Annotated in this window: 10 protein-coding genes; 4 read left to right on the top strand and 6 right to left on the bottom strand. The window is 70.1% G+C overall.

The window, feature by feature from the left end; genetic code table 11:
* Position 1 precedes the first annotated feature (1 nt).
* The 6 genes from GH723_RS04200 to pglW are packed head-to-tail and all read right to left on the bottom strand — an operon-like array spanning position 2 to position 16,277.
* Entirely contained in the window at positions 2-940 is a 939-nt protein-coding gene (locus GH723_RS04200) for a HipA domain-containing protein (RefSeq protein WP_153758474.1), read from the bottom strand.
* On the bottom strand, positions 937-2,253 hold the full coding sequence (gene brxD, locus GH723_RS04195) for a BREX system ATP-binding protein BrxD (protein ID WP_153758473.1): 1,317 nt from the start codon (positions 2,251-2,253) through the stop codon (positions 937-939). Before brxD ends, GH723_RS04200 begins: the two co-directional genes overlap by 4 nt.
* The gene (gene pglZ / locus GH723_RS04190; protein ID WP_153758472.1) at positions 2,250-4,895 is read right to left on the bottom strand and encodes a BREX-2 system phosphatase PglZ; all 2,646 of its coding nucleotides are present in this window, start codon (positions 4,893-4,895) and stop codon (positions 2,250-2,252) included. Before pglZ ends, brxD begins: the two co-directional genes overlap by 4 nt.
* Complete coding sequence (locus tag GH723_RS04185) at positions 4,892-8,488, bottom strand: phage resistance protein (protein WP_153758471.1); 3,597 nt, start codon at positions 8,486-8,488, stop codon at positions 4,892-4,894. Before GH723_RS04185 ends, pglZ begins: the two co-directional genes overlap by 4 nt.
* Complete coding sequence (gene pglX / locus GH723_RS04180; RefSeq protein WP_153758470.1) at positions 8,485-12,036, bottom strand: BREX-2 system adenine-specific DNA-methyltransferase PglX; 3,552 nt, start codon at positions 12,034-12,036, stop codon at positions 8,485-8,487. The genes GH723_RS04185 and pglX overlap by 4 nt, the downstream gene beginning before the upstream one ends.
* Positions 12,033-16,277, bottom strand: a complete 4,245-nt coding sequence (gene pglW / locus GH723_RS04175; RefSeq protein ID WP_153758469.1) for a BREX system serine/threonine kinase PglW — start codon at positions 16,275-16,277, stop codon at positions 12,033-12,035. Before pglW ends, pglX begins: the two co-directional genes overlap by 4 nt.
* Positions 16,278-16,543: 266 nt before the next feature.
* Here pglW and GH723_RS04170 point away from each other — a divergent pair, with 266 nt between their 5' ends.
* The 4 genes from GH723_RS04170 to GH723_RS04155 are packed head-to-tail and all read left to right on the top strand — an operon-like array spanning position 16,544 to position 23,046.
* Positions 16,544-16,867: a hypothetical protein gene (locus tag GH723_RS04170; RefSeq protein WP_153758468.1), complete on the top strand. Its 324-nt coding sequence runs from the start codon at positions 16,544-16,546 to the stop codon at positions 16,865-16,867.
* Positions 16,864-18,111, top strand: coding sequence for a DUF6361 family protein (locus GH723_RS04165; RefSeq protein WP_153758467.1), 1,248 nt, complete (start codon positions 16,864-16,866; stop codon positions 18,109-18,111). The genes GH723_RS04170 and GH723_RS04165 overlap by 4 nt, the downstream gene beginning before the upstream one ends.
* Entirely contained in the window at positions 18,098-19,897 is a 1,800-nt protein-coding gene (locus GH723_RS04160) for a phospholipase D family protein (protein WP_153758466.1), read from the top strand. Before GH723_RS04165 ends, GH723_RS04160 begins: the two co-directional genes overlap by 14 nt.
* Entirely contained in the window at positions 19,894-23,046 is a 3,153-nt protein-coding gene (locus GH723_RS04155) for a DEAD/DEAH box helicase family protein (protein WP_153758465.1), read from the top strand. The genes GH723_RS04160 and GH723_RS04155 overlap by 4 nt, the downstream gene beginning before the upstream one ends.
* Positions 23,047-23,075 lie beyond the last annotated feature (29 nt).

Here is a 23,075-nt window from a genome sequence, read left to right as displayed (position 1 = left end):
TCTATGGTACGGAGAGCAGTGACAGCGAGCGGTGTCCGTTCAGGCCAATCATCGCTCGGGCGAACGTTCGAGCATCCTTAGACATTCGAGACTCAGGGATCGCGTCGACTGCGGAGGGGAGTTCGTCGAGCACCGCGGCGAGCCGATCCCGCCACTCGGCGACGACCTCCGGGGGACTCAACGCGATGGCCTGTTCGACGACCTCGGTCGTCTTTGGCCGCCCTGCAAACTTCGACTTCGCCCGCCGCGCGTAGCGCTCAACTGATCTCCCGCGATCGGGTGTGGACAGTCGCTCTCGTCGTTCCTCGTCGGAGATTGCGAAGCCAAGCGATGACGCGTGGTCGAAGCTCGGTGCCAACACTGGAGGCCCCTGCCACCGCGCGATCGCTCCCCAGTTCTCGTGGTGGCGATCGGTGTTGCTGACGATTGCGTCGAGGAGGAGGTACCCCACGAACCAGTCCCATGCGCTCGTCAGAGTGATGTGGTCCTCGGGAGGCTCGACATCGCGCAGCGATCGTCGGACGGCGTCGACGGTGTAAGCGCTTCGCTCGATCGTCCCACTCACCGAGACGCCTGCCTCCTCGAGGAGCTCGTTCCCGTGCACGAGGGATTCGAGCATCATGGTCATCTCGAGCGAGATGACACCGAGCTGCTCGTCGCGACGAGCGAGCCGCACCTCGGCATGTGGAACTCCGATCCGCTCGGCTACCTCTGCGGCAACGATCTCGGCCCAGTCGTCTCCCTTCGCGAACCGACGCCCCGCCGAGTCGTGGTTGAAGGTTCGTGCCTTCCACAGCCACGCCTCCTCCGAGGCGCCCGGGTTTCTTGGTTCGTGCGGGATCGGACGAAGAAGCCACAGCTTCGGCTTGCTTCCGAGCTGCTCCTCCTCCAGCGCTGGCCACTCGGAGACATCGACCTCGATAGGGAGGTCTCCACTCACAGGTCGAGCTCGATGTCGTCGACCGAACCAGCGGCGCGAGCGTTGCGCTCCACCTCGGTGAGCTCACCGTCGGTCACGGTCAGGGCGTAGTGCCGCCGCGGGTCAAACTCGACGTTGAGCTCGATCCGGTCGAGGACGTCGACGAGCTTCCGCAGGTACAGCCGTGGGGCGATGCCAACGCGCTTGCCCAGCTCACCGGTGACCGCCGCAGCGAGCGTGGCCAGGTATTCGTCGTCGCATCGCTCTCGCACCCGGTCGGCGTCGTCGAGACCGTCGGCGAACAGGTCTCGTACCTTGCGCCCCACCTCGATGAGCGAGTCGAGCGTGAACCCGGGCAGGCGCACCTGCACGGCGCGGGGGTTGTCGAAGCGCGGGTCGTCACCGAACTCGGTGTGGAGGCGCTGCGCCAGCGGCGCCAACCGCTGGACGCCTTGTGGCCCGTCGAAGAAGGCAGGGGTACCGGTCATCACCAGGTAGAGGCCGGGGAACCGCCCTTCGTGCAGGTCGTCGATCAGCTTGCGCAGCGCTTCGAGGCCCTTGTCCCGAGTGTCGGACCGCATGCGCTGCATCGTCTCGGCCTCGTCGAGGACGACGACGAGGCCGGGATACCCGGCGTCGCGCAGCACGTGGAGCAGCCCGGCGAGGAACGACAGCGCGGCGTCGTGGTCGAGGTCGCCCTTGATGCCGGCGGTGCGCTTCACGCTGGCCCCGACGTGGGGCTGGCCGCCGAGCCATGCGAGGAGCCCGTCGGCGGTCGCGGCATCGCCGCTGTTGGTGGCGTGGAGGTACGACCGCAGGACCGCGGAGAACGCTGGAGCTGTGCGGGTGATCTCGCCAAGGCGGGACTCCATGAGCGTGGCGGTGGCGTCGGTGAGTCTCGTCGGGTCGCCGTCCTCGACCCGACCGGTGGCCAGCACATCGTCCTCAAGCGTGAAGAACCACGAGTCGACGATCGTTCGCAGGGCGCCTCGCCGCACCGACGAGGTGGAGAGCTGCTCGACGAGGCGGCGGTACACGGTCTGGTAGCGGTGGATCGGCGTGTCGCTCTCCGACACCTGGACCTCGCTCGCCGCCATCCCTCGTGCCTTGGCGCGCTCGGCTAGCCACCGAGTCAGGAACGTCTTGCCGGACCCGTACTCGCCTCGGATCGCCTTGAACGCGCCGGCGCCGTTGGCGATGCGGTCGAGGTCCTCGTCGATGGCGCCGACGTAGCGGTCGAGACCGACGGCGAGCACGTCGAGCCCGGCGCTCGGCACGGTGCCGCGACGGAGGGCGTCGAGGATCTCGAGTCGGCGTTGGGGGGAGATGGTCACAGCTCGAACTGGGTGAGGAGGAGGTCGCGCTGGAAGCGCACCTCGTTGTTGAGGACCTCGACGATGCCGTAGCCGTCGACGTTGAGGAGGTCTTGCACCTGGGCGACGTAGCGGTTGATGCGCGCCACGGGCAGCTCGGTCTCGTTGGCCAGACGTTCGAGCGGGAGTGGGACGCCAGCCCAACGGTCGAGCGTGCGGAGGAGTCGTTCGAGCTCGTCGTCGGTGAGGCGGATCCGGGGCGAGGCACGCCGAGACGCCAGCTCGGGTTCGGCGAGGAGCTGTTCGATCCAGCCCGCCGCCGTCGCCGATTCGGCGGGTGCGGCCTGCCGTTCGGGTTCCAGGTCGAACAGCGTGGGAAGGTCGCTGCCAGCCGGCCTCCGCCGTGCTGCGGCCTGGGGCGCAGACGCTGGCGGCGCGACCTCCTCCGGTGGGGCAACGCGATCGAGGTGCCACCAGCTCGGCGGCACCACCGGCGCCGGTGTCCACCCGTCGAGCGGCTCGGCGGTCAGGACGGTGAGGGGAACGAACAGCTCCTGGGGGGTGAGGCCACCGTGGTAGCCGTTCTTGCGGCCGGTGTACCGCAGCCCTTCGACGATGGGCATCACGATCCGCTCGTGGGCACCGAGCACCCGGGGTCCAGCCACCTCGATCTCCCCATCCCCCACCGGCGGGTCGGCGGGCCGCCACCGCTGTCCGCCCCCGGAGATGCTGCGGTGCTCGCCGCCTCGCTCGAGGACGTGGCCGTGGTCGGAGGTGACGATCAGTGCTCGTCCGGCACGACGAGCTTCGGCGAGCAGGTCACGCAGAGGACTGAGCTCGGCGAGGCTCCAGCCGCTGGGCGGCTGGTCGACGGCGTCGAGGCGCTCGTCGATGTTGTTGATGACGACGGCGACGACCTTCTGCTGGGGATCTGCGATCGTGGCCGCGACCTCGGCTGGTCGCGTGTCGAGCCCGCCGTCGCGCAGTGCGGTCTTGTGGAAGACGATGGGCGGCTTCCCGCGTCGACTTGCCGCGACGAGCCCGTGATGGGCTGCGAACTCTCGCGTCTCGACGTCCTTGCCGCCGCGTAGGAGCCGGCCGGCGAGCAGCGAAGCTCGGCTGACCTCGGTCACGGTCGGCAGCGTGGCGAGCACCGGACGGTCGACGCGGCGCTCGTCGTCGACGACAGGTGTCCATCCGATGTTGGCGAGGTGCTGGACGACCTCGTGGTGGACGCTGACGCTCATGCCGTCGAGCACGACGAGGAGGACCGGTCGCGCCGCCGCCACAGGAACGACGACCTCATCGAGGACCGATTCGATGCCGAGGCTTCCCTCCGGGAGCGGTCCGACGGCGTGACGGGTCAGCTCGGCGAGAGCGGCGGACTCGGCGACTCGATCGCCGTCCATGGCCGCGCTGCACGCGTCGAGCACCGCGGCGACCGATGGGTCACCGTCGCTGCGGGACACCTGGACGCGGGCGGCGTCGAGCCAGGCCCCGTCGGCGCGGTACTGGCGGGCCAGCTCGACGAGGTTGTGGCCGCGGTCGAGACGCCCGTGTCCGCGCTTGGCGAGTCGGGCTGCCATGCGGAGCCGTTCGACGCGGTGCGGTTCCTCGCGGGCGAGGCGGTGCTGTGCCGCCTCGTCGATCCGCTCGGCGACGGTCCGCTCCAGCTCGCCGTCGCCGCCGCGCCAGGCGCCGATCGCGTCCGCGGCGCGGCGCAGGCGGGCTTCGAAGCCCGACCGCAGGACGCTCGAGAGGTGAGCGAGCGAGGTGGCGTCGAGGTCGGCCAGCACCGTCTCGGCGCGGTCGAGCCAGCCGGCGACCTGGCTGGGGTCGGTGTGCTGGCCGACCCGCTCCGCGGCAGCCGCCGCGAGAGCGCGCCACTCCGCCGCCTCGAGCTGGGGACGAGCGAGCTCGCGCTCCAGCAGGGCCCGAGACGTCTCGGCGCCGGTGGCGTCAGGGTGGTGGATGGCTTCGGCGGCGAGGGCGAGGGCCATGGCGTCGGCGGTGCGCGCGGCGTCGAGGATCGCCATGACGGGTCCGGCAGCCGGACCGTGTCGCTCACGGGCAAGCTGCGTGAGGTCGGTGCGCACCTGCTTGTCGAGCCGACGCCAGCGGGCGGGGAGTCCGACATCGTCGAGCCACGCCAGCACGGTGGAGCCCGACGCGCCCGCGGGAGGGAGGCCGAGCGCAGCGTCGGCCAGAGCGTCGAGCGCGGTGTCGAGGTCGAGGACCCGCGACGTCGCCGGCGGGTACCCCTGGCGTGGTCGCTCCTCGATGAGCGCATCGGCGAGGTGGGCGCGCGACGTCAGCTGGCGGCTGGGCCGCTCGGCGGCGAACAGAGAGCACACGGTCGCCCAGCGGTCGGGGGTGATGATGCGTCGACTCGCCGCCCGGGCGAGGAGGTCGTCGCCGAGCTCGTCCGACTCGCAGTTGGTCACGACGACGAGCGGCGTATCGCCTGTCTGCCTGGCGAGCCGGCGGATCTCGAGCGGCGAGGCGGACCCGACGACGGTGACCGGCCGACCCGACACCTCGTCGAGCGGCGGGGGCGCGTCGGGATCTCCCGACACCAGCACGAGCGTCGAGGGACGCGTCGAGGAGAGCGCCCGCTCGACGGTGGCTCGGAGCTGCTGTGCGGTCAGGGCGGGGCGGGTCATCCGCCCTCGCCGGTGTGGCGCCAGGTCACTTCGATCGGCCCCGTGTCGAGTGCCTGGGTGAGCTCGTCGACGAGCGAGGGCACGTCGTCCGTGCTGGCGACCACTGCGCGACCCGACGGGGTCGGGCGTGGCGGCGGAGTGGGGCCTGGTGTGCGGTCGCCCAGCCACGACGTGGCCCGCGCTTCGAGCTCGTGGCGGCGGGCGTCGTAGGGCACGGCGAGCTCGTCAGCGCGGAGCACCTCGTCGAGGTCGGAGCCCACGTGCTCGGCTGCCAGGCCGAACAGCTCCCAGTTGGTGGCGTCGAGGGCGGAGATGACGGCACCCGCACTGTTGAGCGATCGCGCCGCGGCGCCCTCGCTGCTCGGCGGGGTGAAGCCGGCGAGGGCACGAACGACGTCGATCGGCTCGGCGTTGCGCACCCCATCGACGAGGCGGTGGGCGGCTCGGGCGGTGGCGAGCCGCTCGCCACTGGTGAGGCCCCGCCTGCCGTACGCGGCGTCGAGCCGCTCGACGAGCCGCTCTGCGTCGTGGACCCATGCGTTGGCCTGTTGGCGGACGTTCTCGGTGAGGGACGCCACCTCGGGACCGGTGGGGCGTCGCCCGACGGCGGGTGAGCCGAACACGCCGCTGGCCACCGCCGCGGCACGGTCCCACTCGTCGGCGGTGGGAAGCTCCTCGGGGCGCAGCACGGCGTCGGCCGGCAGCGCGCGTCCCGTGTAGGTCACAGTGCTGCCGTGGTGGGTGACGCTGTGGTCGCACTGGGCGGCGACGGTGAGGATCACCAGGTCGGCGATCTCGGGGTCGAGGCCGCGCCGCTGGTCGCCGTCGCCGTCGATGAGGAGCCGCAGGTCGGCGACGGAGAGGCGGCGGTCCTCGTTGCGTGCCGAGTCGAGGTGCCGGTCGAGTCGTCCCTGCCAGGTGGTGCCGAGGATGAAGTGGCTCTCGTGCATCGTGCCGAGCTCGAGCGGGGTGGCAATGGCACGCATGACCGGTCGCCGGTTGGTCTCGACGACGATGCGGTTGTCGTCTGCGCCGAGGGCTCGTTGCACCTCTCCCCAGACGGTGGTGAGGCTGCCGGGGGTGACCTTGGCGTCGAGCGCGGGGTGGGCGGGCGCGAGGTGGTCGAGCAGCTGGTCGCACAGCTCGTCGAACGCGGCGTCGAAGCGCGATGCCGTGGTCGGCCGGACGACGAGCGCCGGGTCGAGGCTGCGGTGGTGGTCGGTGAGCGAGGTGGCGCGCTCGACCCAGGCGTGGTTGAACGACGTGATCCCGTAGGCATCGAGCACCGCGGCGTTGAGCTGCTCGCGCAGCTGGGTGTGCATCGACTCGAGCACCGGGCGCGCCTGGGCCCTTTGGGTGGCGGAGAGGTGGGCGGTGTGGTCGTTGAACCGGTCGCCGCGGAGGAGGTTGTCGATGGCCACGAACCGGCCGAGGCGGGCGACGCCTTCGGGGGTGAGGAACGACGGCAACCAGCAGACCGTGGTCGTGGGCTGGTTGCGTTCGGCCCACCGGTCGAGCCGTTCGAGGTCGTCGTCGGGGTTGTGGCCGGTGTCGTCGAACGGGAAGTCGATGACGATCTTCGGTCGACCCATGTCGGACTGGAGCCGGACGTCGGGCATCTCGTCGACGTTGCGGATGTTGCCGAACACGACGTCGAGCTCGCGGGTGACCCCTCGCCACTGGTGCCGGTAGGTGCCGTGGAGGTCATCGCCGAGGCGGCCGCCGAGAGCGGTGTCGATGAGCTGACGGAGGGCGGCGCGCCGGGCGCCGAGGGTGTCGAAGTCTCGCTTCGCGCGGTCGATGATCTCATCGGTGTCGACGTCGACCAGCGTGATGCTCACCGTCGGGTTGGTCGCGTCGTTGCCGAGCTTGATCTCCCCGACCGAGGCGCTCCACGTGCGCAACTTGGTGAGCACGATCTGGGCTTCCCGACCGGGGATGGGCGAGGTGAGCGTGCCCCAGTTGAGTGCGGCGAGGCGGGCGACGTCGAGGTTGCGGAACGCTTCGACGTTGGGGACGAGCGCGGCGAGCAGCAGCGTCTTGATGAGGCGGTCGTCGGTGGTGAACGCCCTCCACCTGGGATCGTCGGGTGGGGAGTCCTCGGCCAGGGCGTGCTGGTCGAGGAGCATCGGCCGCAGGCGCCGTCGGTAGAGGTCTTTGGCGGTGCGGAACGCGCTCTTCATCTCGCTGGAGAACGGCTCGTCGCGGGAGGCGACCACGTCCCACAGATCCCCGACCGGGATGATGTCGCCGAGCTCCAGGTCCTCACGCCGGTCGACGAGGAGCTGGAGCATGACCTTCAGCGCGGTGCGTTCGCGCTGGAGGGCCTCGGACACGTCGACGAGGGCGTGGACGAGTGCGGGCGAGAAGGGGTAGATGCGGCGGAACAGGTCGAGGTCGGCGTCGGAGCCGAGGAGGATGCGACGCACGTCCTCACGGCCGGCGACGGCTCGGTCAACGGCGTCGCGGAGGGCGCTGCGGTTGGCCGGGTTCTGGGGCCGCAGAAGCCGACGCTCGGCGATGACTGGCAGGTTCGACGCCTCGAGGGTGATGAGAGAGAAGCGTCCCTGTTGGAGCTCGAGGTTGTCGAGGAAGCTCTGGTGTTGGGGGCCCACGACGTGACTTCCGACGAGCTCCGAGAGGTCGCGCTGGCGGGCCACGAAGCTGACGATGGGGACCGGCCGTTCGGCGTAGGTGCTCTCGGTGAGGATCGTGAGCTTCTGCGACTCGCGCTGGACGAGGTCGAGGTCACCGATGTTGGACGCGAGCCACAGGATGAGCTCGTCGAGGAACAGGACGATCCCGTCGTAGCCGAGGGACTGGGCGTGGCTGCTGATCGCGGCGAGCCCGCGGTCGAGGTCGACGTAGCCCTCGCCGGTGGAGCGGGCCTCGGTGGTGGTGGCCCGGCGGTAGGCGGCGATGTAGGCAGCGACGAGGGCTTGGCGGTCGGGGTCCGTGGCCGGCGCGGCCAAGGCTCGTTCGAGGGAGTCGACGGTCCAGGTGACGCCGAACTCGCCCCATTCGTCGTCGTCACCGGTGCCGGCGTTGAGCCCGGCGAGGAAGCTCTCGTCGCCAACGGTGGCGCGCAGCTGGGGCAGCTCCTCGCTGACGATCGTGTCGCCCAGGTACACCGGCGGGACCGATGTGCCGGGGTGGAGCGCGGTGATGCGGTCGACGTAGCCACCGAGGATCTTCTGCTCCATCGAGCGGGCGTCGAGGAAGTGGACGGGGACGAGGAGGAACCGCTTGCCCGAGAGGGCGTCGTCCCAGGCAGCGATGGCGTCGTGCAGCTCCGGCTTGCTGCGCGCGGCCGGGTTCCCCTCGAGGAGGAGGTGGAGGACGGCCATGAAGTGGCTCTTGCCGGACCCGAAGCTCCCGTGCAGGAACGTCGACTGCGACCGGGGCGGCGGGCCGAGGGATCCGGCGATGAGACCGAGCGCCTCGTGGAACGCCTCGGCGATCTGGTCGGTGACCTCGTAGGAGTCGACCGTGGCCTGGGCGTGGGCGGGGTCGACGCCCTGGGTGAGCTTGAGGACGAAGTCGCCGTCGCGGACTTGTTCGGGGATGTGGATGAGGTCGCGGATGAGGGTCATGTGGTGGTGCTCCTGCGTCGGCGACCACGGGGCCGTTCTGGTGGCCGCCAGTCGGTGAGGTCGGAGGCCCGGAGACCGAGCCCGTGGGTCTCGGTGGTGACGAAGTCGGCGAAGAAGTCACCGAGGGCTTGGCCGGTGGCGGGGTCGAGGTCGTTGTGCCACTGCTGCAGCCACGGCACCAGCTCGGCGAGCCCTGCGAGCAGCGGTGCCAGCGCGTCGGCGTCCCAGCCGTCGACGCTGCGCCGTTCGGTGTACCAGGCGGCCAGCGCGGTGGCAGCGTCGAGGTGGTTCCACCCCGCCCAGCCGAGCACGGGCGTGGGGTCCGAGCCTCGCTCGGCGCCGGGGTAGGAGATGAACCGCTCCTTGGGCACGTCGAGCTTGCCGCGCAGCGTCCAGTAGGAGCCGGAGCGGAAGTCGCTCTTCGCGTACTTCGGTGGCACGGGGATCGTGCCGACGTCCTCACCGGCGTCCTCGCGTCGTTGCAGGTCCCAGGTGCGTTCCCATGCGGCGAGCTTGCGCAGGCCGCTCGGGGTGTAGCGCCAGGCGGCGAGGTACGGCACGGCTTCGGGGGTGGTGAGCTCGACGATGAGGTCGGTGAGGTCGACGTCGATGCCGGCGTAGAGCTGGGCGACCGACACGAAGTCGGCGTCGCTACGGGCGTCGTCCGCCAGCTGTGCGGCGGTGCGGGGCTTCGCCTGCGGCCAGTAGCGAGGCTCCTCGAGCCGGTCGAGGAGCCACGTGCGGAGGGCGTCGCGCTCCATCTCGTCCCAGTCGTCCCAGTTCCACCGCCGCTTGTACTCGGGCCGTTCGACCAGGCCGACGTAGCGGTCCGAGTTGATGAGCTCGATGCGCCGCTCGACGAGCGCCCGGTAGTCGTCGGGCCAGTCGGTGGGCAGGTCCGTGATCGGCGTCGTCCCGTGACGGGTGAACCAGGTCGACTCGGCCTCGCCCGCGACCAGCTTGCGGGCGAGCACGATCTCGAACGCGCGTTGCCCCCGGTCGGTCAAAAATGGATCGTCCGGTGGCAGTGACAGGTCCTCGGTGGTCAGGCCGTAGAGGAAGGCGCACCGCCAGTCGAGCTCCTCCTGCACCGCCACCATCTCGCGACGGACCTCCATCGCCCGCTGCCGGTTCTCGGCGAAGCGCTCCCGGGTGGGCACGCCGGACTCGGCGGCCGCCGACGGGGTTAGAGCGGCGAGCTCCTGGGACAGCTGATCGAGGCGGCTTGCCCACGCAAGCGCGGAACCGTCGGGCAGGGGGAAGCGCTTTAGCTTCGTGCCGTCGAACTCGTAGCGCTCGTCCCACCACGTCTTCCGCACTCGAGCGCCCTCGTTGCCGACTTGATCGCCACCCTTCGGGAAGAACACCTGCTTCATCCAGAAGCAGCCGACCGCCGAGTTGAGGGGGCCGAGCAGCTCGAGGTGGTCGCGCTCGGTCGCTCCCGCCGTCAGCTTGATGACCGGCGCCGACCTGTTGAAGACCTTCCCGCCCCGGTCGAGCACGAAGTGGTTGTGCGTCGCCACGAACGCAAACGCGATCGACAACGGCGACCGCAGCTTGTCTGCGGTGAGCCGCCCGAACTCGGTCCAATGAAGCCCGGCCTCCACCTTCGTCTTGTTGCCAAACATCTTGTTCGACGACAGTCCGGTGCGGAACGGCCAGAGGTGGCGATACGACGGCAGTGGCAGGGCATTGCCCAGAGGCTTGAGCGTCTCGCCGTAGGGGAAGAGGCTCGCATTGCCCTTCCTCGAGCCCCAGTCCCTCAGCAGCTCGCCCTCCACCATCGGGCGGGCGGGCGTCAAGCCCCGACGGAGGGCCAGGTTCTCCGGGACGAGGTAGACGTCGTCCTCGAGCGTGAATGACGTGATGCCAACCGAGGTGACGACCTTGTCGAGCACCCGCCCGCCAGCTTCCAGGTGGGAGCGAAGGTCGTCCGCGCCACCGCCCTGAAGTGACCAGGGGTGACGAACGAGCCGTTGCCGGGGGAAGTCGACGACTGACACGAAATCAGTCTCCACACCTGATTCTGCGAGGTGGTCGACGATCGAGCGCCAGACGTAGCCCTTCGCCGCCTCCGCTGGTCGCCCCGGCTCACCCCGGATCCCGAGGACCGCTCGCACCGACGAACCCACCGGCGAGCGGTTGCGCCCGAACAGGATCACGGTCGGGGTCCCGTGTCCGGGGATGTATGCGCCGCTCGTGTCGATCACGTGGGTCAGGTCGACCTCGTGGGCGAGGAACTCCTCGATCACCTTCCGACCGAACTCACGCTTCATGAACGAGTTCGCCGTGATCTGTCCGACGAAACCCGCCGGCTCGGTCGACGAACCACGCACCGCCAGATCGAACAGACGCTCCATGAACGGGACGCTCAACGAGTACTTCATGTGGCACGTCGCGTACCGCAGCCGGTACGAGGCGTTCAGCGCGGGGTCCTTCGGCGTGATGTAGGGCGGGTTCGCGACGACGGCGTGGTACTTCTGGCCAAGGAACCGTCCGATCAGCTCGCGATCTTCGGTCTCGAACAGGTGCCGTGTGGCCGGATCGTCCTCCTCGATCCCCAACGTCTGCTGCCGGGGCGGGGTGCCGTGGAGCAGCGAGTCCCCCACGGCGACGTTCAGCCTGAACCGTGGAGCCTCCGCCAACGTGCGCACCTCGGCGGCCTGGAGCCCAGCGACCAGGAGCCGGAAGCGCGCGATCGCCGCGGCGAACGGGTTGAGGTCGACGCCGAACACCGCGTCGAGGGCCTTCGCCGCGTTGGCCCGCGCTCCGTCCTGCGGGGCACGGTCCATCCACCGCTCGAAGAGACGCTGGAACCCGCCGAGGAGGAAGTGTCCCGACCCGCACGCCGGGTCGATCATCCGGAACCTCTGGAGGCCGAACTCCTCGATTGCCGGGTCGAGCGTGTGGTCGAGGATGAACTCCTCCACGAACTCGGGGGTCTGGAGCAGGGCATACGTCTTCTTGGCGTGCTCCGACAGGTCCTGGTAGAGGTCGCCGAGAAAGCGGGTGCCCACCTGCGGGTCGGTGAAATCCCGCACCAGGTCACCGGTCTCGGGATCGATCTCCCGCCACACCTCCAACAGGCGCCGGCACGCATCGTCCGACGGTCCGAACCGCCACAACGGGTTGTGGTCGTTCAGCACCTGGTCCAGACCCGGCTGGGTGGCCGCTTCTGCGAACACGTGCAGCAGCCACGCCCGCTCCCCCGCCTCGGGCCGCCCGCGGAAGAACGCGTGCTGCTCCTCGATGGCGTGCCGGCGTCGATCACCCGGGCCCGACAGGTAGGTCACCGGCCACAGGCGGTTGTCCTCGCAGAACCGCACGAACACGCACCCCAGCACCCACCCGACCGCCACCTGGGTGAGCAGACCCTCCCGCCACGTCTCCTCGTCGTGCGCCGTGCGGCCCGCCTCGTGCGCCGCCGACCACTCGCGGTGCACCACCTCGGCCACCTCGTCGACGGTGTCGGCCCGCTCGCGCAGGTCCTCGACGAGGCGTACCACCTCTGCTCGCAGGTCGTCGGTCAAGCGACGGGTCTCGATCATGTCTGGACAGCACCTCGGTGGACGTTGCGGAGCCACGCCTCGGGGACGCGGGCGTACTCGTTCGGGGACACGGTGGGCACCCGGCGACCGTCGAGCATCGGCACGTCGCTGATCGCCCCGCTCGACGAGACCACCAGCCACAAGGCCCGCAGGTTGCCACGGCGGGCATGGAGGCCGTCGCGCCACATGGCGATGCGCTCCATCCGCTCGAACCGGGCCAGCAACCCGGCGTTGACCAACGCCACGCTGCCCGCCGTGTCGAACAACCGGTCGGTGAAGGCATCGAGGGCCCGGTCGACCAGCCGGAGCAGGTTCTGCCACGGCGGTGACCCCGGCCCCGCGGCGTCGGCCGCCACCAGCGTCTCCCAGCTCGGGCGACCGTCGCTCGTGATGCGGTCGACTTCGGCGAGGAGCCACTCGTCGACATCGACCACCGCCGACACCAGATGCTCCACCCCGTCCGCCGCCCGGCCCAGCGACGATCGGTCAGTCATCAGCACCAGGACCCCACCGCTGTCGACCGAACGGACCAAGCGATCCTCGAAGTCGGCAGCCTCGTCGATCTCCACCACGGGGGCAGTCGTCGGGGCGCCAGTGGGCAGGCGGGTGAGGGTCGAGGTGGTAGAGGTGTGCTGGGTGAGCGCGGCGACCGAGCGGTACACGCCATCGTCGTCCCGCCAACGCAGGTCGATGCCGGCACCAGTCAGCAGATCGTCGAGCTGGGGACGGTCCGGGAGCGGCTCGGCCTGTGGGAACCGGGCCTGGACGCGGGAACGCACCCGCTCGGGAGTGATCCGGTCGATGCCCGCCAGGGAGCGCCGGGCCGCGGCCAGCGCCTGGCTCGCCGGCATGCCCCGCCGGTAGAGCTCCAAGCGGCTGTTCACCGCGGCGTCGGGCACGAGCTCGGCCGCCAGCTCGGCCAGGTGCGCATCGGTCAACGCCCGGGCGCCCTGCGGCAGCGGGACCTCCCGCAGGGCGGAGAGCAACGTCACCCGGCTCACCAGCACCTCGTCGTCGAGCAACGCCGTCGTGCGCTCGGCCACCGCCGCCGCGTAGTCGCCCAAGGCGTTGGCCTCCGGGCCGTCATCGCCGACGAGCGCCACCACCGCCTGACCCGTGCCGACGCGCCGCACGACCCAACGAGGCTCGCCTCGGTCGCTCTCGGCCAGCACGGCGGCACGGACGACCGCGGTCGCGTGGCGCAGGTGCTCCTGCTGGTCGAGCGGGGCCTCCACCGCAGGCCGCACCCTGGCCAGACGAGTCGCCAACTGGTGGATCCCCGCGAGCCCCGCCGACGCGTCCAGCTCCTCGGCGATCCAGCTGCGGACCACCGTGATCGCCGGCTGCTTCACCCAGCGTGCCCGACCCTTCGCCACCACCTGCGAGATCCGCTGGCGCGACACGCCCTGGGCCTCCGCCAGCTCCCGGTTCGACGGCCAGACACCCAGATCGCCCTCGAGGCCGACGAGGCGACGCAACGTCTCGATGCTCGGCCCCGAGTCAGCCCGGGTGGGCCGAGGGATGAGCCGCCCCGCCACCGCCGCCAACGGCGCATCCGACGCATCGAGGTCGCCGAGCTCGTCGAGGTGCTCGCGCACCAGATCGGCGACATCGTTGATCTCCCGCCGCGTCCTGGCGCCCTCCCCGCGCATCTGGGTGACCCGGTTGCGGGGCAGAGCGGCGAGGTCACGCACGGTCGTCACGTCGATGGCCTCGAGCGCCGCCACGGCGCGGTTCGACAACAGCCCGACACCGCCCAGCGGCGTGTCCGCCGACGCGCCCGGCGGCAGCGACGGCTCCTCGTCGGGATGCAGCGACATGCCCGCCGGCTGGTCGGCGGCATGGAACGCCTGACGCCACGCCCACAGCATCTCGTCGGCGGTGTCGAAGCGGTCGACCACATCGGGCGCCAGCGCCTTCGAGAAGAAGTCGACCAACCCCTGGGCCACGCTCGGCTCGAACTGGTCGGGGTCGAGGTTCAGCGGGGCATCGACCAGCCCAGGATGCGCGGCGCCGTCGCCGTAGCGGGGCTTCGTGCCCGTACAGATCTCGTGGAGGACCACCGCAGCGGAGTACCGGTCGGCCGCCGGGTCCCACCGGCCCCGGCCCGGGCGGTGCAGGAACGGGTCGACGTATCCCGCGGTGCCGGCATCGATCCGCTCCAGTGGCACCCGCGACAGGCTGAAGTCGAACAGCACCAGGTGCAGCTCGGCCTGCGTTCCCCGGGGCGCGACGCCCAGGTTCTCCGGCTTGATGTCGCGGTGAGCGATGCCCATGTGCTCCAGGTGGCGCACCGCTTCGAGCAGGTCGGCACCGAAGCGCTCCTGCAGCTCGACCCCCACGCCGGTGCTGACCCGTTCGGCCAAGGTGCGGCCACCCCGTGACGGCTGGTCCGCATCGAGCTTGGGGCCGATGTGGTCGAGCACGACCGCTGCGTGACCATCGAGGTCGAGAGGCCCGTCGAGGAGCCGCACGATCGCCGGATGGTTGAGGTCCCGCAGCGACGCAGCCTCGTTCTCGATGCGTTCGTTGTGCGCCGGCTCCTTGGCGAACTTGAGGACGCACGTGCGTGCATCGGCGTCACCGTCAGAGACGAGGAGCGCGACCGACGTCGACCCCGAACCGAGCCGACCCAGGACGTCGAAGCGTCCGCCGCCGAGCCGGTCGCCCTTGCGAGCCAGGAGCGGCGCCGGTTCGACCGGAGCATCCGGCGCGGTCATCTGTTCCTCGGCCTGGTCGAGCCACCACAACAGGTCGTCGATCGACCCGGGCCGCTCCGCAGGGTCGACCTGGGTCGTCTCCGCCACGAAGCTCGCCAGCGCCTCGTCGATCGCGTCCACGTGATCGATGGCGACGTGACCGAGCGAAGTGAGCTGTTCGAGCATCGCCTGGGTGGAGGGCACGGGATCCGCGCCGGTGAAGATGTAGGCCGCCAAGCAGCCGACGGCGAACACGTCGAGAGCCGGCGGATCGGCATGGGGCTGATCGGCCTCGGGGGCCCGGTAGAGGGCGGCGCCACCGGCGGCGAGGGCATCGGGATGGGTCGTGCCCGCCACCGTGCTCGATGCCGAGGTGGTGCCCACTCGTGCGCCCGTGTGCCAACCGGTGACCCGTACCCGCGCGTCGGCGGCGTCGCCCGACACCAGCACCACCGACGGGCACAGCGCCCGGTGGTAGACGCCCCGCTCGTTGGCGTGACGCACCGCCTCGGCGATCTCGCGCACCAGCCGCAGGCGCGCGTCGAGCGTCAGCGACTGCTCGATCCCCGGCTGGTGCATCCACCGGTCGAGCGGCAGGGCATCGGGGTCATACCGGAAGAACAGGACGGGACCCCGGTCGTCGATCGTGAAGTCGGCCGGCTGGAGGATCCCTGGGTGGTCGAGCGGCGACAGGAGCTCCCACTCCCGGCGAGCGGCCCGCTCCGCGGCCTCGCGCTGCTCGGCGGTGGCGTTGCGCTCCAAGGGATAGACGCGCAGACGACGCTCGACCTTCGAGCTGACGTGCCGGGCGCGGAACTCCTGGTAGACGACTGCGTCGGGCGCATCCTCAGCGCTGTCCTCGAGGAGATCGCCGAGCTCGTAGTCGCCGATCCTCCGCCGACTCGCCTGCTCACGGATCCCGACCTGCTCGACCGCCCTGGCGATGAGCTCCCCGAGCGGCCGGTCCACCACGCGCCGGAGGTAGCCGTCTCGGTCGCGGTCGAGGGAGAGGAGGTGCTCGATGATCCCGCCGATGGCCGATCGCTGAGGCGGAAGCTCCTGTCCCTCCTCCGCATCGCGTCCGAGCACCTGGTGGCGCGCCGGCGGTGAGAGGGAGACCGTGAGATCGGGGTCTGAGAGGAAGACCAGCTCCTGTACGTACGGCAGATCGCGCCGCCGTCGGGCGAACGCCGGAGACGACTCGAGGAGCGACTTGAGGGCCTTGGCCTTGCGGTTGGCCAGGATTCGAGGGTTGTCGAGGCTGCGGACCGAGCCGTCGGGCCGCTGCCAGCGCCACGTCGAGGGATCGCCGCCGATCTCGCCCGGGTGGGACTTGATCTCGACGAGGAAGATCCCGGCGTCGGTGACGATCAGGGCATCGACCTCGTACACCTTGCCGGTGTGCGTGATGAACTCGAAGTTCGACCAGACCCGGATGGGGTCGCGGTCAGGAAGTCGGCTGCGGAGGAAGGCCAGCGCCTCCCGCTCGTGGTCGTGCTCGCTGTCAGAGACGGTGGTCCACCTTGGCGAGTTCGATTCCACTGTCTCGGTCGACCCCTGCTCCCGCGTCCCCGGCCCTCGGCGAGTCTAGGAGCACCCATCGGCCGGCTCCGGCCGAGTCTGAGGCTGACCATCAGTGTGCTGGTCCTCCGGACGGTGTCACACACCCTCGGTACTCTCCTCGCATGGGCGGGCCTCGCGACGACATATCACCAGCCGACTCGTCGACTCCAGCGGGTGCGAAGCCACCTCGCAGGGTGCTCGGGGCAGTTGCGGCTGAGGGTGCACTGAAGGCAGCCGCTGAACCGGTGAGACAGCCGAAGAAGCCGAAACCGAAGAACCAGGGGCCCACCGCTTCCTCTCCGAAGAAGCAGCTCGACGCTCGTGACCGTCGCATCGTCGACGCGTGGGAGCGCTATCGGAACGCCTCCATCGAACTGCTCAGGGCCACAGACTCGGCGACGCTCGGCGCGGCAACACTGAAAGCCAACGCGAGCCTCGCCAGGCTGGACCAAGCGCGACGGCAACGACGACAGAGCGGACCCAAGAGCAACAAGGTTCCGAAGCCCGGAAGATCGAAGAGCATCCGGACCGTGTCGGGCGGCGCTCCTGGCCTCGGCAAGCGGAGATGAGCGGCTTCTCGACGATCGCCTGGATCGACCAGTCGTCCGACCAGCAGCGTCGCGTGCGGGAGATCGTCCGCCTCTTCGCCCAATCCGAGAGCCGCGACGAACTAGGAATCGGCCAGATCCGCGACGTCTACTCCAACCGCCTGTTCCCCGGGACCTCGGTCATCCAGACCCGGGCTCGCTACTTCCTCATGGTGCCGTGGCTGTTCGAGTACCACGCGGCCAAGAACCGATCCGGCAGCGAGCTCCTTCGGCGAGTGCATGCCTCGGAGCGGTACCTCATCGAGTCGATCAAGCGGATGGGCGCCGCCGACGCCGACATCGACACCGCGGGCCTCATCGGCTCCGTGGCGGGCGCCAAGGTCAAGATCCTGCCGTCGACCATCTACTGGAGCGGACTGACCGCCTACGGGATCCTGCGCCAGCCGCTCGGCCCGGACGAGCTCGGCCTCGGTCCGGACTCGTCCGACCTCGACGCAGCCTCCGAGCTCACAACAAGAGCGTCCACCGACTGGCACCCGACCCTTCCTCCCCCGCCACCGGGCTTCCCCGACCAGCTCGACGGAGGCTTCCAGCTACGGCGCGACGAAGCCGAGTGGCTGCGCGACATCGTGCTCCAGGCGGCGCCCGGGACCCTGCTCGCCCACCTCATCTCCCGTGACGCTCCCCCGGCGACCGACAGCTTCGGCCCGTGGGCCGATCCCGAGGCCGTCTCGGCCGCACCCGACATCCTCGACCTCGTGCGCGACGCCGAACGCTTCTCAGTGGTCATGCACGGCGCGGCGCTCCTCTACAACCTGCTCCTCGCCGAACGCTACGAAGCCCTGGGGCTGAACAGCGTCGACGCGCCCGTCGACACCTACCGGGCGCTCCTCGAGGACTGGGCCGGCGAGGCCGAGGACCTGAGTGACCGAATCCGAGCATGGGATCTCGCCACCTGGTGGCCGACGATCAGAGAGCACAACCCACGCATCGGTCCATCGACGCAGCGCTTCGTCAACGAGTGGGTCGCGATGGTTCGCGACGGCGGCCGCACACGCATCGCCGACCACGTCGGAGCGCGCGACCTGATCGCCCACCGCGAGAAGATCCAGAAGAAGGCACAAGCTCGCCTCACCAACGAACGCCTCCTCCGTTCGTGGAACGGATCGTCGGGCGCTGCTCAGCTCGTCTATCGCTGGCCCCTCGTCCGCACGCTCGTCACCGACGTCGTGACCGCCCTTCACTCCGACGATGCTGCCGCCTGACCGCCGCGAGGTCCTCCTCGACATGCTGCGTCCGCCGGTCGGCTACCGGCTCGACGCCGCTGTCGGCACCACCTTCACCCTCAGCCTCGACGCGGCCTTGGTCGTCCCGCTCGCCTTCGCGTCGTTCCGGCTGTCCGGCACGAGCGACCCGATCGCCGTGATGGAGGCCGTGCGCTCCGCAGCCGACCGCGTCGATGTCTTCTGTCAGGCAGGCCAGGTGACCGTCCCGATGCAGGCCAGCGGGCTCTTCGCCTTCCTCGAGCCGATGGTCCACGAGGTCCGGCGCCCGCGACCCGGTCACCTCTTCCACCCCAAGGTCTGGTTCCTCCGGTACACCGCGGACGGAGAGACGCCGTGGCTGCGGCTCCTCTGCATGACCCGAAACCTCACCGACGACGCCAGCTGGGACCTCGCCGTCCGACTCGACGCCGACGAAGGGGCCCAGTCCTACAGCGACAACCAGCCACTCGCCCGGTTCATCGAAGCCCTCCCCGGCATGGCAACGGGCCCGCTCCCTGCTGAACGGGCGGCACGCATCCGCCGTCTCGTCACCGCGGCGCATCGAGCGGAGTGGGAGTACCCCGACGACGTGAACGAGATCGCCTTCTGGCCGCTCGGGATCGGCGCGTCGGAGTCTCCGCGGTTCGACGGCTATCGGCACCTCGTCGTCGCTCCCTTCCTCAACGACGGCGGTCTCGCGCGCCTCATCCCGAGCCCCTCGACCGACTCCACGGTCGTGTCCCGGGTCGAGGACCTCGAGCGCCTCTCACCGGCGACCCTGGAGACGCTCGGCTCGACGAAGATCATGAACTCGGCGGCCGACCTCGACGATCCCGAGGCCGAGGAGCTGCGCGACCGAGACCGACTGGCGGGGCTGCACGCAAAGATGGTCGTCGTCGAACGCAGCCAAAGGGCCCACGTCTTCATCGGGTCGGCCAACGCCACCGACGCGGCCTACGGCGGCAACGTCGAGATGATGGTCGAGCTGGTCGGGGGAGCGTCCAAGCTGGGCGTCGAACGTCTGCTCGGCACCACCGACGGCTTCGGCACGCTCCTCGAGCCCTACTCACCGTTGGGCGACGCTCCGGACGATCCGACTGAGGAGGCGCTCCGACTCTTGCGGGAGCTCCTTCGGACCGCCGCCGAGGCGAACTTCGTCGCAACCGTCGTGCGGGACGGTGAGTCGTACCGCGAGCGCATCACCGCCGACCGGCTCGCCGTCCCGAGCGGCGTTCGCCTGACAGCAGAGCTCATCACCCTCCCAGGCACAGCGGCGCAGATCGACGACCGACGACCGCTCGACAGCACGCTGGGGCCGCTCGCACTCGACCAGGTCACCCCGTTCCTGGTCCTTCGAGCCTCGACCAACGGCCCAGGAGGCGAGCAGTTGCACCAGGCGACGGTGGTCCGCTGCCACCTCGTCGATGACCCCGACGGCCGACTCGACGAGATCCTCGCCCGCCAGGTGGACACCCCCGAGAAGTTCCTCCGCTTCCTGCTCCTGCTGCTCGGCATCGCCGACCCATCCGTGCTGATGGCCGACACCGGTGGCAGCGCTGGCGGCTCATGGTCGATTGCCGGGACGAGCAACGGCGTCTTCGAGCTCCTCGCACGCGCCGCATCGGACCGACCTGAGGCGCTGGACGACCTCGATCGGCTCGTCGGGCGACTGCAGGCCACGACCACGGGAGCGACTGTGCTCCCCGACGGGTTCGACGCCGTGTGGCAGGTCATCAGTGCAGCGCGAGCCGAGTTGGCGAAGCTCCACAGGACGGCGACGCCATGAGCTCCCAGGGCTTCACGGCCGAACCGATCCTCCGGAACCTCACCAAGTTCCAGCGGGCGACGGTCGAACACATCATGAGGCGGTACTTCGACGACCTCGAGCCCACACGACGCTTCCTCACAGCCGACGAGACCGGCCTCGGCAAGTCCCACGTCGCACGTGGTGTGGTCGCGTCCCTGATCGAGCGGCTCCAGACCGACGAGAGCGTCGACCGGATCGACATCGTCTACGTCTGCTCCAACGCCGACATCGCCGAGCAGAACCTGTCGCGCCTGAACGTCACCGGCGAGGACCACCTTCCCTTCGCCAGCCGTCTCACCCTCCTGGCCAAGGAGTCACACCGGCTCAGGGCCGCTGCGCAGCAGGGGCTCAAGCCTGTGAACCTCGTGTCGTTCACCCCCGGCACCTCGTTCGACCGCGGTCAGCGGTCTGGCGCCGCTGAGGAGCGCGCCCTGCTGTACCTCATCCTCCGCCAGGAGCTGGATCTCGACGAACGCACGGCGCGCCAAGCCCGGGTGCTCCTGCGGTACCGCAAGGCGGCGAAGCCGTTCGAGTACGAGATCGACGTGCTCGCACGACACATCGAGCGCAACGGTCACCTCGATGAGTCGATCGTCGTGCCGTTCCTCGCCGCTATCCGCAACGACGGTCTCGATCGACGCCTCCTCCGCATGTGCGACGCGATCGGGCAGCGTCGGACGCTCGCCGGTGACGAGTGGGAGCCCGCACGCGACCTCATCAGCGACCTGCGGGGCGCCCTGGCCCAAGCGAGCGTCCATTGCCTCGAACCGGACCTCGTCATCCTCGACGAGTTCCAGCGCTTCCGGCACCTGCTCGACCCTGAGAGCGGTGCCGCCGCGGAGCTCGCACACGACCTGTTCGACCACGCCGACGCACGCGTCCTCCTCCTCTCGGCGACGCCGTACAAGCCGTTCACCTACGCCGAGGAGCGCCTCGACGGTGACGACCACCAGCGCGACTTCTTGGCGACGCTTCAGTTCCTCGCCGGCGGGGAACCCGCTCCGGTCGATCGTCTACGCCACCTGTTCGCCGATCTGCGCGCGGCGGCCGTCACGGGTCGTGATCCTGTCGAGATCACCGACGAGCTGCGACGCGAGCTCCTGCAGCTCATGTGCCGCACCGAGCGCCCAACCGCCGATGAGCTCGACATGCTCGACGAGCGCCACGTCCCGGCCGACCAGCTCGAACCGGCCGACATCGTCGACGTCGCGGCCCTTCGCGCCCTGGCGCGTGAGCTCGACTGCCCGTTCAGCATCGAGTACTGGAAGTCAGCGCCGTACTTCGTGAACTTCAGCGAGGGCTACCGCCTCGGGAACGCCCTGCGGGATGCCTTGGCCGGGGACGAGACGTCGCAGCCGCGAGAGCTCGCTGCACTCCGCCACACCCGCCGCATCGATCGACAAGCCGTGGAGGCCGGCGAGCCCTTCGACCCGGGGAACGCCCGACTCAGGTCGCTGGTCGCGGAGACAGCCGGCGACGCCTGGTGGCAGCTGCTCTGGATGCCGCCCTCGCTCCCTTACCTAGAGCCTTCTGGGGCCTACGCCCGCGACGACGCCGATCAGCTCACGAAGCGGCTGATCTTCTCGTCGTGGGCGGCCACACCAACGGCGATCGCTGCGATCCTGAGCCACCACGCTCAACGCCACACGACCCCCAAGGACGGCGGCATCCACGCACGCCTGGACTTCCGTCTGACGCCAGACGGTCGTCCCGGGGCCATGACCTCCTTGACGCTGTTCTGGCCCAACCCGGCGCTCGCCACTCGATGCGACCCGCTCGCCCTCGTCGCCGGTGCAGGCGGACGCCCGCTCTCCGCCGAGGAGGTCGAGGGCCGTGCCGCAGCACAGCTCGATGGCGTCCCGGACGACGGCGACGGCCACAGCACAACCGTCGACGCCTGGTACTGGCGAGCCCCCCTCCTGCTGGAGGGCGCCACGCCGGACATGGGCGTCGACGACATCGTCGGCGCCCTCAGCGGCGACGCCGCCGCGGACCCGTCGGAAGAGCACGACGCCGATGCGAAGGACCCGACCCGCCTTCGGCGCCACGTCGAGCACGCGCTGCACGCCGCCGACGTCGAGCAACCCGAGCGAAGGCCCGCCGACCTCCGTCGAACGGTTGCGGCCATCGGGCTCCACGCACCGGCCAACGCTGCCTACCGCGCCATCGGTCGACAGTTGACCGAAGGGCATTCAGTGAGCCCCGCAGCCCACTGGACGGCAGCCGCCACGATCGCCAACGGGTTCAGGGCTCTCTTCAACCGCCCAGACGTGGCCCTGCTCCTCGATCAGCTGCACCCCGGCCTCGTCTACTGGCGTGCGGTCGTTGCCTATTGCGCCGCGGGGAACCTCCAAGCGGTTCTCGACGAGTACCTCCACCACCAGACCCGCACGATCACCGGCGGTAGCCCGCTCAGCGACGAGCCGCTTCTGAGGGTGGCCGGCCAGGTGCGCGATGCCATCGCCATGCGGCCCGCCCGATACACGGCGTTCGATCCCGACAACCCTGCAACCCCGATCCCGCTGATGTCTCGCTTCGCCCTGCGCTACGGGAACCGTCGCCAGACCGAGGGCGACGTGCGACAGCCGCAGGTCCGCAACGCGTTCAACAGCCCGTTCTGGCCCTTCGTGCTGGCCAGCACGAGCGTCGGCCAGGAGGGCATCGACTTCCACTGGTGGTGCCACTCGGTCCTCCACTGGAACACCCCGTCCAGTCCCGTGGACTTCGACCAGCGGGAGGGACGTGTTCATCGCTACGCCGGACATGCGATCCGCAAGAACATCGCAGCACGACACCGAGCGTCGATGCTCGCGCCTGGTGTTCGAGACCCTTGGGACGTCGGGTTCGCGGCTGCGGTCGAGCACCGTGACCAGCTCGGTGATCTGACCCCACACTGGGTGTACCCGGGTCCAGCCAAGGTGCAGCGGATCACCGCGCCCTATCCGCTGTCGATCGACCATGACCGGCTCCAGCGGCTCAAGGACGACGTCGCGCTCTATCGGCTCACGCTCGGGCAACCTCGCCAGGAGGACCTGCTCGGGCTGCTGCGACGACAGGGCATCGCCGGTTCAGACGACACGGCCGCACGGCTGCGACTCGACCTCTCACCACCGACGCCGGACCGATGACCTCCCAGAGGATCCCGCCCTCTGGGAGC

It is taken from the genome of Actinomarinicola tropica, assembly GCF_009650215.1.
Classification (GTDB): domain Bacteria; phylum Actinomycetota; class Acidimicrobiia; order Acidimicrobiales; family SKKL01; genus Actinomarinicola; species Actinomarinicola tropica.
Note: the sequence above shows the minus strand (reverse complement) of the source record. Positions and strands in the feature narration are given on the sequence as shown.

Bases quoted from the DNA above. Each gene is read 5' to 3' on its own strand.
- pglZ (WP_153758472.1), bottom strand. From the start codon at position 4,895: ATGACCCGCCCCGCCCTGACCGCACAGCAGCTCCGAGCCACCGTCGAG.
- GH723_RS04185 (WP_153758471.1), bottom strand. From the start codon at position 8,488: ATGACCCTCATCCGCGACCTCATCCACATCCCCGAACAAGTCCGCGAC.
- pglX (WP_153758470.1), bottom strand. From the start codon at position 12,036: ATGATCGAGACCCGTCGCTTGACCGACGACCTGCGAGCAGAGGTGGTA.
- GH723_RS04165 (WP_153758467.1), top strand. From the start codon at position 16,864: ATGAGCGGCTTCTCGACGATCGCCTGGATCGACCAGTCGTCCGACCAG.
- GH723_RS04160 (WP_153758466.1), top strand. From the start codon at position 18,098: ATGCTGCCGCCTGACCGCCGCGAGGTCCTCCTCGACATGCTGCGTCCG.
- GH723_RS04155 (WP_153758465.1), top strand. From the start codon at position 19,894: ATGAGCTCCCAGGGCTTCACGGCCGAACCGATCCTCCGGAACCTCACC.